Raw genomic sequence first — 13,262 nt, 5'->3', positions numbered from 1 at the left:
GCCTGCGCGGCGTCGGCGGCACCGTGCACCCATGCGGGTGTCCCGTCGGCGGCGCCGGCCGGGGTCTGCCCCGTGCTCAGGGCGCCGGCGAGGGCCGCGCTGCCCAGCAGCAGGGTGGTGCCCGCGGTGACGGCGACGAGGAGGGGGCCGCGGTCGGTGAGGGAGGCCATCACGCGGGCGTCGGCGATACGGCGGGTGCGGGCCGGGTCCTTGGTCTCTGCGGGGTAGTCGCGGTCGACGGCCGCCTGTTCAACCCGGCGCAGCCGCCAGGCGGCGCGTGCCAGCCCGCCGCACAGCACGAGCAGGACCGCGAGCAGTCCGGGGATGACGGAGGCCTGCCAGGTGAGCAGGACCGGCGGTCCGGGGATCGAGGACTTGGTGCCGTCCAGCCAGTCGGCGACCCGCTGGGACACGCCGCCGGACATCACCCCGCCGAGGGCGCAGGCCAGCAGCGCGACGGCGGGTCCGGCCAGACCGCGCAGCACCGTGCGCGGGGCGGGGTCGCTGCGGTACAGGACATGGGCGACCGCGGCGAGCGCGAGGACGATCAGGCCCTGGGCGAGGGCGAGGGTGCCGAAGGTCGCGTCGCCCGCCAGCCGTCCGTGCGAGCGCCAGTGGGGGCGTTCCCAGCCGGCGTACACCAGGGTGAGCAGGAGCAGGGTGAGGGCGGCGGGCGGGAGCCGGTGCACGAGGTGACCGTCGAGTGCCCGGTCGAGGCGGTGTTCGCTGCGGCCCCGGCGGCAGACGACCCAGACCACGGCGGCCGCCGCGGCCACCAGGGCCGCTTCCAGCAGCCGGCCGAGCGTGTCCAGGGCGGCCGGTCCGCCCGGCTGCCGGTCGAAGCGGACGGCCGGAGCGGCCACCGCCGCGGCGACCGTGAGCAGACCGGCCGCGGTGTGCGCCGCGCGCAGCCGGGCCACCAGTCGGCGTCCGTACCAGAAGCCGGGCCGGCCCAGTGCGGTGCGGTCGGCGCGGGGCTCGGGTCCGGTGGCGTGAACGAGGGGCTGCTGGGACTCGTACGCGCTCCAGGTGCGGTGGGAGAGGTACCAGAGCAGGACGGTGAGGACGGCGGGGACCACGGAGGCGAGGGCGAGTCTGCGGCCGGGGCGGCTCCACCAGCCGCCGTCCGGGCCGGTGGGGGCCAGGAAGCCCAGCCAGGAGTGGCGTGCGGCGCAGGCGGGGGTGCCCGCGCACTGCCAGGCCGTGAGGTCGAGGGCGACCTCGCAGACGGCCGCGACCAGCAGCACGGTCAGGGTCAGTGCGGCAAGGCGCACCAGCAGCCCGTACAGGCGCACCGCGCGCGGCCGCCCCCGGGCGCCGGGGCGCATCCAGTGGGCGAGGTTGACCACCATGAACGGCAGCAGCAACAGCCACAGCGCGCGGGTGCCGTCGCCGGAGGTGAGGTTGGACCAGACGTAGGCCTCGGGCACCGGGCCCGGGCCGCGGTCGGCGGGGCCGCGCTCGGCGTCGACGTCCTCGGCCCGCCGGTACACGGCCGCCGTGTCGTCGCCGGTGACCCGCACGGTGCGCGGGTCGTTCAGCATCTTCTCGGGTGTGGCCCCGCCGACCCCGTGGACCAGAAGCTCCAGGGCGGGGCGCGGCACCGTGGGCCGCACGCCGGGGGCGGCCGCCGTCTCGGTGCTGGTGGCGCGGGTGGTGCGCTCCCGCGCGGGGTCGTCCGGGGGATCCTGCACACGCTCTCGCGCGGGCTCCGCGCACTCCTGCGTGAGTTCCGCGGGCTCTCGCGCGGGGTCCTGCGCGGCCTGCCGCGGACGGTTCCGCTCTCTTTCCTGTGCACGCTCCACTGTTCGCACTTCCCCCGTGACGCACCGTCGGCAGCTCTCCGTGCGGCCTCAAGGATCTCCGCTCCGGGCGTGCCGTACACCTCCCGTCGCCGAATCTCCCCGATACGTGTGACAAGCGGGGCGGCCCGGCGCCTCTGGATGGCATGTGCGCGTCGGTACGGGTGGTGGCGCGTCCCCGGGGCCCACATGCGAGGATGGGACGCCCGCGCATCGTGGACGGGAAGAATGTCCTTGTCGGAGCAGGTATGCGGGCCTGTCGGACGGCCTAGGCGAAAGGACCGGAGCGTACGTGAGTGAGAATCAGAACCTCCTCGCGGAGCAGCGGCGCGCCCTGATCCTGGACGAGGTCCGGCGCCGTGGCGGGGTCCGGGTCAACGAACTGACCCGCAAGCTGGGCGTGTCGGACATGACGGTACGCCGTGACCTGGACGCGCTGGCCCGGCAGGGCGTTGTGGAGAAGGTGCACGGCGGCGCCGTGCCGGTGGTCGAGGCGAGCACCCACGAGCCGGGCTTCGAGGCCAAGTCGGGCCTGGAGCTGAACGCGAAGGAAGACATCGCGCGCGCCGCCGCCGAGTTGGTGGCCCCGGGCTCGGCGATCGCGCTCTCGGGCGGTACGACGACGTACGCGCTGGCGCACCGTCTGGTGGACGTGCCCGACCTCACGGTGGTGACGAACTCGGTGCGGGTGGCGGACGTCTTCCACGTGGCGCAGCGCACCTCGGGCCAGCGGCCGGGCACGGCGACGGTGGTGCTGACCGGCGGTGTGCGCACACCGTCGGACTCGCTCGTGGGGCCGGTGGCCGACCAGGCGATCGCGGCGCTCCACTTCGACGTGCTGTTCCTCGGTGTGCACGGGATATCGGTCGAGGCGGGTCTGTCGACGCCGAACCTGGCGGAGGCCGAGACCAACCGGCGTCTGGTGCAGTCGGCGCGGCGGGTCGTCGTGGTCGCCGACCACACCAAGTGGGGCACGGTGGGCCTGAGTTCGTTCGCGGCGCTGGACCAGGTCGACACCTGGGTGACCGACTCGGGGCTGCCGGCCCGGGTCCGCACGGAGATCGCGGAGCATGTGCGGCGCCTGGTGGTGGCCGGTGAGCCGGACGAACCCGACGAGGACACTGACATCTGACGGCAAGTCGGCTAGGGTGGCTGCCCGTTCGGCCGCCCGTTGTCTTCCGACCGTCGACAGGAAGGGCCTCACGATGGCTCGCCGTCTACGCCCGGTGGGACTCGACCACGTCGAGACCGCGCCCCTGCGTCTGGTCTTCACGCGGGACATCACCGCCGCTCCCGAGCAGGTCTTCAAGGCGCTCGCCGACGATGTGCCCGGCTGGGCCGAGTGGTTCCCGGCGGTGACGCTCGCCCGCCCGACCGACGGCGGGGCGGGACGGGAGATCCGGCTCAAGGGCGGCGGCCACTTCCACGAGACGGTCCTCGCGGCCGACGGGCCCGAGGTCTATGCCTACCGGGTGGACTCGGGCAACGCGCCGGGGGTCCGGGCCCTGGTCGAGGAGTGGCGGCTGACCCCGGTGGGCACCGGCACCCGCGTACAGTGGACGTTCGCCGCGGACGGCAACACGGCCTTCCGGCTGGTACTGCGGCTGGCCCGGCCCGGACTCGGGAAGGCCTTCCGGGACGCGGTGGGGACGCTGGACCGGCGGCTGGCCGCGTAGGAGCCTCCGGACGACAGGAGTGGGGCCCGGCGCAGCACCCGTGCGCGCGCCCCGACATCGCGGCACCACCCGATGGGCGGCATGACGGAGCCGGTCGGCATGACGGAGCCGGTCGGCATGACGGAGCCGGTCGGCATGACGGAGCCGGTCGGCATGACGGAGCCGTCGGTCACCGGGGCTCAGCCCGGCCAGACGCCCGTCTTCAGCAGGGACTCGATCGCCGCCGTGTACGGCGTGATGTCCAGGCCCTGTTCGGCCAGCCACTCGTCCGCGTAGTACTTGTCGAGATAGCGGTCCCCGGGGTCGCACAGCAGCGTCACGACACTCCCCCGGCGCCCCTCGGCCGCCATCTCGGCGACGATCTTCAGGGCGCTCCACAGCCCGGTCCCGGTGGAGCCGCCCGCCTTGCGGCCGATGACCTGCTCCAGGGCGCGCACGGCGGCGACGCTCGCCGCGTCGGGGACCTTCATCATCCGGTCGACCGCGCCGGGCACGAAGCTCGGTTCCATGCGGGGCCTGCCGATGCCCTCGATACGCGAGCCGCGGTCGCAGGTGACGTCCTGGTCCCCGGTGGTCCAGCCCTCGAAGAAACAGGAGTTCTCCGGATCGGCGACACAGATGCGGGTGTCGCGCTGGGTGTAGTGGACGTAGCGGGCGAGGGTCGCGGAGGTGCCGCCGGTGCCGGCCGTGGCGACGATCCACGCCGGTTCCGGGAACCGCTCCAACTCCAGCTGACGGAAGATGGATTCGGCGATGTTGTTGTTGCCGCGCCAGTCCGTGGCGCGCTCGGCGTAGGTGAACTGGTCCATGTAGTGTCCGCCGGTCTCCGCCGCGAGGCGGGCCGACTCCTCGTACATCCGGCGCGAGTCGTCGACGAAGTGGCAGCGGCCGCCGTGGAACTCGATCAGGCGACACTTCTCGGCGCTCGTCGTGCGCGGCATGACCGCGATGAACGGCACGCCGATCAGGTTCGCGAAGTACGCCTCGGAGACGGCCGTCGAACCGCTGGACGCCTCGATCACCGGGCGGCCCGGCCGGATCCAGCCATTGCACAGACCGTAGAGGAACAGCGAGCGGGCCAGGCGGTGCTTGAGACTGCCGGTGGGATGGGTCGACTCGTCCTTCAGATAGAGATCGATACCCCATCGCTCGGGCAGCGGGAAACGCAGCAGATGGGTGTCGGCCGAGCGGTTGGCGTCCGCCTGGACCTTGCGGACCGCCTCTTTCAGCCAGTCGCGATAGGCGGCGTCGCTGCGGTCGACGTCGAGGGTCTCGCCGGTCCGGGTCTGCTGAGAGGTACTCACGGCGGTGCTCCTAACGCTTCGCGCCGACGACGCCTCGCGCGCCCGACGCCTCGATGATAAGCACCCTCCGCACCACTTCTCACCTGCATAAACACATCTTTGAGCGGCTCAAAGAACGTCTGCGGAACTGACATGGGAGCCGCCCTGGCGCAGATCGGGGGGCGCATTCACGCGAGTGCTCCGGGTACGCGCTGCCGAGACGTCGTACGCACTGGTGCTCGACGCGGTACGCGGGCAGACTTCAGCAGGCGGGGCCAGGGCCCCGAACGGGGGCGCACACTGGACCACGGAGACGGGCCGGATCACGCCACGGGTCGGATCACCCGCAAGGCAGCGCGGTCCGGCGCACCACGCGCACAAGGGGGCGGAACGGCATGGCGGAGCCGGAGTTCACGGCGACGGGCGTGCGGATCGGCAAACGGCTGCGTTCGCTCACCCGGGCCGGGCAGGTCCGGATCAGCGGCGGCAGGCTGGAGTTGCTCACGAGTTACGGCAGCGAGATCGACAGCGCGCCGGTGCAGGCCGTACGGGCGTCGAAGCCCTGGTTCGCGCCGCAGGACCGCGCCCTGGCGGACCTCAACGGCAACCGGTACCTGCTGACCCTGGGTGACCACGACCCCGCGCCCGGCGAGCCGGGGCCACCCGCGGCACGACGGTTCATCGAGGCCGTACGCCGGGCCGCCGGACGGGGCGGCTGAGTCGCGAGTTGCGGCACGGACCCCACTGCGTCACGCTGTTCTCACGTCACTCTGGGTTTACCGGCGATAACGCTGCGAACCAGCCCGCCGGACATGACAGCAGGCGGCAGCTTCACCCCACGTCCTGCTGGAACCGAACTCCGTGTTCTTCCGGACCTCACGTCGGGGAGTCGCAGCCGTGATCAGCCACCCGAGCAGGCACTGCACGGTGGAGCTCCAAGCCCTGCCGTCGCGGATCGGCCAGGTCCGCAGAATCGTATCGGCGCAGTTGCGCTACTGGCATATGGACCCCCTCATCGACCGGGCCGCGCTCGGTGTGACAGAGCTTCTGACCAACGTCCACCGGCATGCCCAGCCCGACAAGACGTGCACAGTGGAGATGGAGCTGGTGGTCGACCGGCTGACCGTCTCCGTGCGCGACCACGACCCCAGGCTCCCGGTGGTCGACGACGCGGAACCCCTGGCCACCTGCGGACGCGGGCTCGCCATGGTCGCCGCGGTGAGCGAGAGCTGGGGCGTACGGCCGGACGGCGAGTCCGGCAAGGTCGTGTGGTTCACGCTCCCCACGACCGTCTCCGCGCCGGCCCGCCCGGCACGCCGTACGGTCGCGGACAAACCCGCGCACCTGTTCACGGAGGTCGAGGTCACGACCGACGGCCTCAGGCCCGCCCATGCTCCCGCCCGGTCGGCTGTTGCCGGCTGACCGGGCGGTGACCGGGCGGGCCGTACTCGTCTGCCGCGCGCCGTGGGCGAAGGTGCCGCGGACGGTGGCGCCGAGGTCGCGACGGGCGGTGTCGCCCGTCGTCAGGCCCCGTCCGCCGGTGTCCGCGCCGGGTCGCGGCTGCCATCCGCGTGGTCCGGCGGCAGCGTGCCGCCCTCCGCCGCGGCCGACGCAGGGCCCAGGTCGAACGCCCAGACCAGGAAGCCGATCAGGTCGCCGCAGCAGGCTCGTTCGACGCCCACGCCCTCCGGGGCTTGCACGGCCGCCTCGCCGTCGCCCTCCGGGGCTCGTACTGCCGGCTCGTCGTCGCCCTGGTCGTTCACCACGGCGAGGAGCCTGCGGCCGCCCGCCTGACGGTGACCGGCGTCATGCCGCGGGCCGCCGTCATGCCGCGCCGCCCTTGCCCGTACGGCCGAACTGCTCGTCGAGGACGGACAGCCGGCGCCAGTACTCGTCCTCGTCGATCTCGCCGGAGGCGAAGCGGCGGCCGAGGATCGCGACGGGCGAGTCACCGGACGGACGGGGGTCGCCGAGCGCCTGCCACGGTCCGCGACGGCCGCGCCAGGCAGTGCGGCGCAGGAAGGTGACGGCGCCGGCCACGACGGCCGCCCAGATCAGCGGGAAGAACAGGATCCAGGGGCCGGGTCCGCCGTGCCAGTCGGCCAGGGTGGTCATCTCGGTCATCTCCTCGGTGAGGCGGTGGACGGGTTCTTGGTGATGTCCCGAGACTCGCCCACGGGAGGGGTCCGGGTCGTCGTACGGCCAGCGGCAGTACGCGTACCGCCCCGGGAGTACGAGAACGATCCGCGCCTGCTCCCCGGCCGTCTCCCGGCCGCTCCCCCCGGCGGCTTTCCAGGCCGCTTCCGGCCACCTTCCCCGTCGCTTTCCCGGTCTCCGAGATTTCTGTAACTACTAGTATGTACAGTGGCGACATGAGCACCTCGGAACGCCTGATCGAGTCCACCCGGGACCTGCTCTGGGAGCGCGGCTATGTGGGCACCAGCCCCAAGGCGATCCTGGAGCGCGCGGGCGCCGGGCAGGGCAGCATGTACCACCACTTCAAGGGCAAGCCGGACCTGGCCCTGGCCGCCATCCGGCGGACGGCCGAGGAGCTGCTGGCCACCACCGGCTCCCTCCTCGACGGTCCGGGCACTCCGTACGAGCGCATCCGGGCGTACCTCCTGCGCGAGCGCGACGTGCTGCGCGGCTGCCCGGTCGGGCGGCTGACCATGGACCCCGACGTCGTCGCCGACGACACGCTGCGCGCCCCGGTCGACGAGACGCTCGACCGGATCCGCGAACGACTCGCCGGAATCGTCGAGGAGGGCGTGGAGCAGGGCGATTTCCCGCCCGGACTCGACGGCGAGGAGATCGCGGCGACGATCCTCGCGACCGTCCAGGGCGGTTACGTCCTGGCCCGGGCCTCCGGTTCGCCGGCCGCCTTCGACACGGGCGTCCGGGGACTGCTCTCCCTGCTCGCCCCCCGTTAGGAGCACCCACGCATGCACATCACCCGGCAGCGCCCCGAGACGAGGCAGGGCCCGGCGGAGCACTTCACCGGCACGGTCTGGCTCGACGAGATCGCGGCCCCCGGACCCCGTCCCGGCTGCACCTGTTCAATGTGCACTTCGCACCCGGCGCACACACCGCCTGGCACCGCCATCCCCACGGGCAGGTCCTGCACCTCCTGGAGGGCGAGGGCCGGGTGCAGCGCGAGGGCGGCCCCGTGCAGCCGATCCGGGCGGGCGACACGGTGTGGATCGAACCGGGCGAGCGGCACTGGCACGGTGCGGGACCGCACACCTTCATGACGCATCTCGCGGTCGTCGAGGCCGCCGAGGACGGCACGACCGTCGAGTGGGAAGCACACGTCGACCCACGGGACCTGCCCGCCTGAGGAGGCATCCGATGCACGCCATGCAGTACGAGATCACCCTGCCCGCCGACTACGACACCGACATCGTCCGCGCGCGCGTGGCCCGTGTCGGGCATGCGCTGGACGACTGGGCGGGCCTCGGCCTCAAGGCGTATCTGCTGCGGGAACGCGGGGTGCGCGCGTCGCCGGTCAACCAGTACGCGCCGTTCTACCTCTGGAACACCGTGGAGGGCATGAACGCCTTCCTGTGGGGAGGCCCCTTCCAGGGGCTGAGCGACGACTTCGGGCGGCCCGTGGTGCGGCAGTGGACGGGAGTGGCCCACGAGGAGGGCACGGCCGCCGCGTCGCCCGCCCGGTTCGCCGTCCGCGACCGCCGGCCGCTGCCGGACGGGGTGGAGCTGTCCGCCCTCATGGGCCGGGCGGTGGACGAGGTCGGGCGGCTGGCCCGCAAGGACGGCGCGGTGCTCGCCGCGGCGGCCGTGGACACCAGCCGCTGGGAGTCGGTCCACTTCTCCCTCTGGGAGCACGACACGCCCGAGACGGACGGTGAGGTGTTCGAGGTGCTGCATCTGTCGGCGCCGGGACGGGACACGCTGCCGCGGGGCAGACAGTGGTGAGCACGGTCCGTACGGCGCTGGGGGACCTGTCGCCCGAACGGCTCGGCGTGTGCGACGCGCACGACCACCTGTTCTTCGGCAGCCCCCTGCTCCCGGGGCAGGAGCTGCGCAGTGCCTCCGCGGCACGGGCGGAGCTGACCGCGTTCCGCGCCCAGGGCGGCGGCAGCGTCGTGCAGTGGACGCCGTACGGTCTGGGCCGCCGCGCGGCCGATCTGCCGGCGCTGTCCCGGGAGACCGGGGTGCACGTGGTGGCCGCGACGGGACTGCACCAGGCGGCGCACTACGACGAGGCGCTGCTCGGCCGGCTGCGCGGCAGCCTCGCCGACGTGTTCGTCGGTGAACTGACCTCGGGCATCGGCACGTCGGGAGTGCGCGCCGGACTGATCAAGGTGGCCGGCGGCTTCCACACGCTCGACGCGCACGCCCGCTGGACCATGACGGCGGCGGCCGAGGCCCACCATGCGACCGGTGCGCCCATCGCCGTGCACCTGGAACTCGGCACCGGCGCGCTGGACGTACTCGACCTGCTGTGCGGCGAGTCGGGCGTGCCGCCGCACCGGGTGATCCTCGCACCTGAACCGTTTCCCCGACGGTGCGCTGCACCGCCAGGCCGCCACGTCGGGCTGCTATCTGGCGTTCGACGGACCCTCGCGCGCCCATCACGCCACCGACTGGCGGATGCCCGACGCGGTCCGCGCGCTCGCCGACGCGGGACACGGCGACCGGCTGCTGCTCGGCGGGGACACCACGACGGCGGCCGCCCGCTCGGTGGGCGGTGGTCCCGGTATGCCATATCTGCTGCGCCGGGTACGGCCGCGGCTGGCGGCGGCCCTGGGCGAGGAGCTGGTGGACCGCATCCTGACGCAGAACCCCGGCCGGGCCTTCGGCGTCGAGTGGCGCTGAGCGGTCGAGTGGCGCCGAGCGGACTCCACACCCGCCATACTTGACCGATCGTTCTGCATTGTTCTAGCGTCCGGTCATGGCCAGGAGCAAGGAATTCGATCCGGACGCGACCCTCGACGCAGCACTGGAACTGTTCTGGCAGCGCGGGTACGAGGCGACCTCCATGGCCGACCTGGTGGAGCGGCTCGGTATCGGCCGGGCGAGCATCTACGCCACCTACGGCAACAAGCACGACCTGTACCTGAAGGCCCTGGAGCGGTACGGCGAGACACGGGACCCCCTGCTGCTGCGCGAGCTGTCCCGGCCCGGTCCGGCGCTGCCGGCCGTACGCGCGGTGGTACGGCGGTTCGCCGCGGAGGCCGCCGCCGACGACAGTCGCACGCGGGGCTGCTTCGTCACCAACACGGCGGCCGAGGTGGCCCCCCACGACAGCGCGGCCGCCCGGCGCGTCGAGCGCAGCTGGGAGCACCTGGAGACGCTGCTGCACTCGGCGCTGGTCCGCGCCCAGGCCCAGGGTGAGCTGCCCGCGCAGCGCGAACCCCGGGCGGTGGCCCGCATGCTGCTCGTCCTCATGCAGGGGCTGCGGGTGGTCGGCAAGGCCTCCGCCGACCCGGCGCGGGTCCGGGAGGCGGCGGAACAGGCGCTCGCCATACTGGAATGAACGGTTCGGAAAAATGGGTCCTCAGGGATCCGTCGCAGGGGTCCCCCGGGATCCGTCACGAAGGGAACGGCACACCATGTCCGGCACTCGCTCCGCCCGTTTCACCGGCCGCACCGCCCTGGTCACCGGAGGTGGGTCCGGCATCGGACGGGCCGTCGCGCTGGCGTTCGCCGCCGAGGGGGCCCGGGTCGTCGTGGCCGGGCGCGGGCGGGCCGCGCTCGACGAGACCGTCGCGCTCGCGGCGGCGGCCGGCGGCGAGACGGTCGCCGTCGTCGCCGACATGACCAGAGCCGGTGACGTCGACGCGCTGGTCCGGGAGACCGTGGACCGCTTCGGCTCGCTCGACATCGCCGTCAACAACGCGGGGGTCTTCCGCGGCGCCGGACCGGTGGCGGACGTGCCCGAGGAGGACTGGCAGACCCTGCTCGACGTCAACGTCACGGGTGTCTTCCTCGCCCTGCGGGCCGAGATCCGGCAGATGCGCAGCCAGCCGGGCGGCGGCACGATCGTCAACGTCTCCTCCAACCTCGGGCCCCACAAGCAGGCGCGCGGGCTCGCCGCCTACGGGGCGTCCAAGGCCGCCGTCTCCGCCCTCACCCGCGGCGCCGCGCTCGACCACATCGCGGACGGCGTACGCATCAACGCGGTCAGCCCCGGCCCGGCCGACACCGCCATGTCGCTGCGGCCCGGCGAGTCGCCGGCGGACCGCGACGTACGGATGAAGGAGCTGTCCCCGCTCGGCCGGGTCTCGTCGACCGAGGAGGTGGCCCAGGCCGTGCTGTACCTGGCCTCGGACGCGGCCGCGTCGGTGGTGGGCACGGACCTGGTGATCGACGGCGGGGCGGTTCTCTAGCGCGACGGCCGTGCACGTGCAGGCGGTACGCCCACGCGTGCAGGTGCGCGTACCGCCTACGCGTGCGCGGTCAGTGCGCCCAGGGGGTCGTCGAGCACCGGCTGCCACGCCAGCTCCGCCGCTCCCACCAGGCTGTTGTGGTCCAGTGAGCAGGCCAGGATGGGCACGCCCCCGCTGCGGCCCCACAGGCTGCGGTCGGCGACCACCGCGCGCAGCCGGTCCGGGTCGGCGTCGATGAGGGTGCGGTGCAGACCGCCGAGGATGATGCGGTCGGGGTTGAGGATGTTCACCAGTCCGGCGAGTCCGAGGCCCAACCTGTCGATCAGGGCCTCGACGGCGGTACGGACCGCCGGGTCGGCGTACTCGTCGCGGATCAGGTCGTCGGCCTGCTTCAGCAGGGACTCCTCGGGACCCGGCGCCCGGCCAGCCGCCGTGAGCAGGGCCAACGGGTCCGTCTCCACGTCGAGGCAGCCGCGGCTGCCGCAGTAACAGGGGTGGCCGCCCTCGGGGTTGACGGTGAGATGGCCGACCTCCAGGGCCAGGCCCGAACTGCCGGTGTGCAGACGCCCGTCGAGTACCAGCGCACCGCCGACCCCTCGGTGTCCGGTGGCCACGCACAGCAGGTCGCGGGCCCCGCGTCCGGCGCCGTGCCGGTGCTCGGCGAGCGCGGCGAGGTTGATGTCGTTGCCCGCGAACGCCGGACCGGTGATGCCCGCGGCATGCACCTGCTCGGCGAAGATCTCCCGTACGGGCGCCCCCGCGGGCCAGGCCAGGTGCAGCGGGTTGAGGGCCAGGCCCTCGGGTTCGGCGACCGCGGACGGCACGGCGAGCCCCGCGCCCACGCACCGCCGCCCGGTCCGCCGCAGCAGTTCGGCACCCACCTCCACGACGGAGCCGAGCACCTTCGCCGGATCCGCGTCGACCGCCTCGCAACCGGGTGCGGTAGCGACGATCCGGCCGCCGAGTCCGACCAGCGCGGCCCGGAACCCGTCGGCGTGCACCTGGGCGGCCAGCGCCACGGGCCCGTCCTCGGCGAGTTCGAGCCGGTGCGAGGGCCGGCCCTGCGATCCAGCGGCGGCGGGCCTGGCGTCGACCCTGATCAGGCCGAGTGCCTCCAGCTCCACGGCGACGGCGCCCGCCGTGGCACGGGTGACGCCCAGTTCGGCGGTCAGCACGGCCCGGGTCGGCGCACGCCCGGTGTGCACCAGCTCCAGCGCGGGTCCCAGCGCACCGCGCCCCCGGTCCAGCCGTGTCCTGGAGGTGGTCCCTTCCCCTGCCTGCCGGGGCTCCGCCTTGCCGCTCATGGGAGCGAGTCTCCCATGATCCGCTCGACGGCCGGCGATCGCGGCCGTATCGGCATGCCCACGTCGGATTCACCAGGCGTGGCACGGCCCACCGCTCCACCCGGCCGGGCCCGGTTCACCCCAGCCCGCTCACCCGCAGGGTGATGTTCAGCCGTCCGGTCAGCCCCAGCGAGGCCGGGGCGGTGCCCGGGTGGACCCGCGGCACCCCGTGGTAGGCGAGCCGCGACGGCCCGCCGAACACGAACAGGTCGCCGCTGCGCAGTTCGACGTCCTGGTACGGACGCGCCCGCGTCTGCGTGTTGCCGAAGCGGAAGACGCAGGTGTCGCCGAGGCTCAGGGACACCACGGGAGCCTCGGACCGCTCGTCGGCGTCGCGGTGCATACCCATCCGGGCGTCGCCCTCGTAGAAATTGATCAGCGCGATGTCGTAGGCCGCTGCCGTGCCCGGCGCCGTCTCCGGGCCGAGCGCGTCGCGCACCGCGCGCCGGCCCAGCTCGCCCAGCCAGGCGGGGAACGGCTTCACCGGCGCGCCGTCCCCGTCGACGACCGTACGGGCGTAGGCGTACGGGTACCAGTGCCAGCCCAGACAGACCTGCCGGGCCGTCATGGTCCCGCCGCCGGGCGTGACCACCGTGCGCAGCCCGGCCGGCGGACGTGCCCACCCACGGCAGGCTTCGAGCAGTTCCCGCTGCTCCCGGGCGTCGAGCCAGTCCGGCACATGGACCGCGCCCGGCGCGAGGCCCGTACGGTCCCGGGGGAACAGTTCGGCGTCCATGGCCCCATCCTCCCGCACCGGGTCGTGGCACCGGCCCTGAACTGCGGCTCCGCTAGCCTTGACGCACGATGA

14 protein-coding genes and 2 pseudogenes are annotated in these 13,262 nt (G+C 73.5%); 10 read left to right on the top strand and 6 right to left on the bottom strand.

The window, feature by feature from the left end:
- Positions 1–1,616, bottom strand: a 1,616-nt coding sequence (locus tag ABT085_RS18665) for a hypothetical protein (RefSeq protein ID WP_351608577.1), incomplete at its 3' end; no start/stop codon positions are given.
- Between the two features lie 478 nt (positions 1,617–2,094).
- Between ABT085_RS18665 and ABT085_RS18660 the strand changes: the two genes are divergently transcribed.
- Positions 2,095–2,934 (top strand): DeoR/GlpR family DNA-binding transcription regulator, encoded by an 840-nt coding sequence (locus ABT085_RS18660; RefSeq protein WP_351608571.1) that lies wholly within the window; start codon positions 2,095–2,097, stop codon positions 2,932–2,934.
- 73 nt (positions 2,935–3,007) lie between these two features.
- Entirely contained in the window at positions 3,008–3,478 is a 471-nt protein-coding gene (locus ABT085_RS18655) for an SRPBCC family protein (protein ID WP_351608568.1), read from the top strand.
- A gap of 179 nt (positions 3,479–3,657) precedes the next feature.
- Here ABT085_RS18655 and cds1 read toward each other — a convergent pair whose 3' ends face one another.
- On the bottom strand, positions 3,658–4,782 hold the full coding sequence (gene cds1, locus ABT085_RS18650) for an L-cysteine desulfhydrase Cds1 (protein WP_351608566.1): 1,125 nt from the start codon (positions 4,780–4,782) through the stop codon (positions 3,658–3,660).
- 374 nt (positions 4,783–5,156) lie between these two features.
- On the opposite strand from cds1, the gene ABT085_RS18645 reads away from it, so the two are divergent.
- Together ABT085_RS18645 and ABT085_RS18640 are read left to right on the top strand one after the other, a co-directional pair.
- On the top strand, positions 5,157–5,480 hold the full coding sequence (locus ABT085_RS18645) for a hypothetical protein (protein ID WP_351608564.1): 324 nt from the start codon (positions 5,157–5,159) through the stop codon (positions 5,478–5,480).
- A gap of 178 nt (positions 5,481–5,658) precedes the next feature.
- Positions 5,659–6,183 carry an ATP-binding protein gene (locus tag ABT085_RS18640; protein WP_351608561.1) on the top strand — a complete coding sequence of 175 codons (525 nt, stop codon included), beginning with the start codon at positions 5,659–5,661 and terminating at the stop codon, positions 6,181–6,183.
- Positions 6,184–6,284: 101 nt separating this feature from the next.
- On the opposite strand, the gene ABT085_RS18635 is transcribed toward ABT085_RS18640, so the two are convergent.
- A complete protein-coding gene (locus ABT085_RS18635) occupies positions 6,285–6,527 on the bottom strand; it encodes a hypothetical protein (protein WP_351608559.1) in 243 nt (80 codons plus the stop codon).
- A 58-nt stretch (positions 6,528–6,585) separates the two neighbouring features.
- Complete coding sequence (locus tag ABT085_RS18630; protein WP_351608574.1) at positions 6,586–6,876, bottom strand: SHOCT domain-containing protein; 291 nt, start codon at positions 6,874–6,876, stop codon at positions 6,586–6,588.
- 257 nt (positions 6,877–7,133) lie between these two features.
- On the opposite strand from ABT085_RS18630, the gene ABT085_RS18625 reads away from it, so the two are divergent.
- The 6 genes and pseudogenes from ABT085_RS18625 (at position 7,134) to ABT085_RS18600 (ending at position 11,111) form a co-directional block, all read left to right on the top strand.
- The gene (locus ABT085_RS18625) at positions 7,134–7,691 is read left to right on the top strand and encodes a TetR/AcrR family transcriptional regulator (protein ID WP_351608556.1); all 558 of its coding nucleotides are present in this window, start codon (positions 7,134–7,136) and stop codon (positions 7,689–7,691) included.
- A 12-nt stretch (positions 7,692–7,703) separates the two neighbouring features.
- Positions 7,704–8,098 (top strand): annotated as a pseudogene (locus ABT085_RS18620) ((R)-mandelonitrile lyase).
- An 11-nt stretch (positions 8,099–8,109) separates the two neighbouring features.
- The gene (locus ABT085_RS18615) at positions 8,110–8,694 is read left to right on the top strand and encodes a DUF4865 family protein (RefSeq protein ID WP_351608553.1); all 585 of its coding nucleotides are present in this window, start codon (positions 8,110–8,112) and stop codon (positions 8,692–8,694) included.
- Positions 8,691–9,597: pseudogene (locus tag ABT085_RS18610) on the top strand (phosphotriesterase family protein). The gene ABT085_RS18615 and the pseudogene ABT085_RS18610 overlap by 4 nt, the downstream one beginning before the upstream one ends.
- A 76-nt stretch (positions 9,598–9,673) precedes the next feature.
- Positions 9,674–10,258 (top strand): TetR/AcrR family transcriptional regulator, encoded by a 585-nt coding sequence (locus tag ABT085_RS18605; protein WP_351608550.1) that lies wholly within the window; start codon positions 9,674–9,676, stop codon positions 10,256–10,258.
- Positions 10,259–10,334: 76 nt separating this feature from the next.
- The gene (locus tag ABT085_RS18600; RefSeq protein WP_351608547.1) at positions 10,335–11,111 is read left to right on the top strand and encodes an SDR family NAD(P)-dependent oxidoreductase; all 777 of its coding nucleotides are present in this window, start codon (positions 10,335–10,337) and stop codon (positions 11,109–11,111) included.
- Between the two features lie 56 nt (positions 11,112–11,167).
- Here ABT085_RS18600 and ABT085_RS18595 read toward each other — a convergent pair whose 3' ends face one another.
- A complete protein-coding gene (locus ABT085_RS18595; protein WP_351608544.1) occupies positions 11,168–12,415 on the bottom strand; it encodes an ROK family protein in 1,248 nt (415 codons plus the stop codon).
- A gap of 115 nt (positions 12,416–12,530) precedes the next feature.
- Positions 12,531–13,190 carry an alpha-ketoglutarate-dependent dioxygenase AlkB family protein gene (locus tag ABT085_RS18590; RefSeq protein ID WP_351608541.1) on the bottom strand — a complete coding sequence of 220 codons (660 nt, stop codon included), beginning with the start codon at positions 13,188–13,190 and terminating at the stop codon, positions 12,531–12,533.
- Between the last annotated feature and the right edge of the window lie 72 nt (positions 13,191–13,262).

The organism is Streptomyces sp. NPDC002265 (assembly GCF_040296125.1).
Lineage (GTDB): Bacteria > Actinomycetota > Actinomycetes > Streptomycetales > Streptomycetaceae > Streptomyces.
This window is presented reverse-complemented; position numbering and strand designations above follow the sequence as displayed.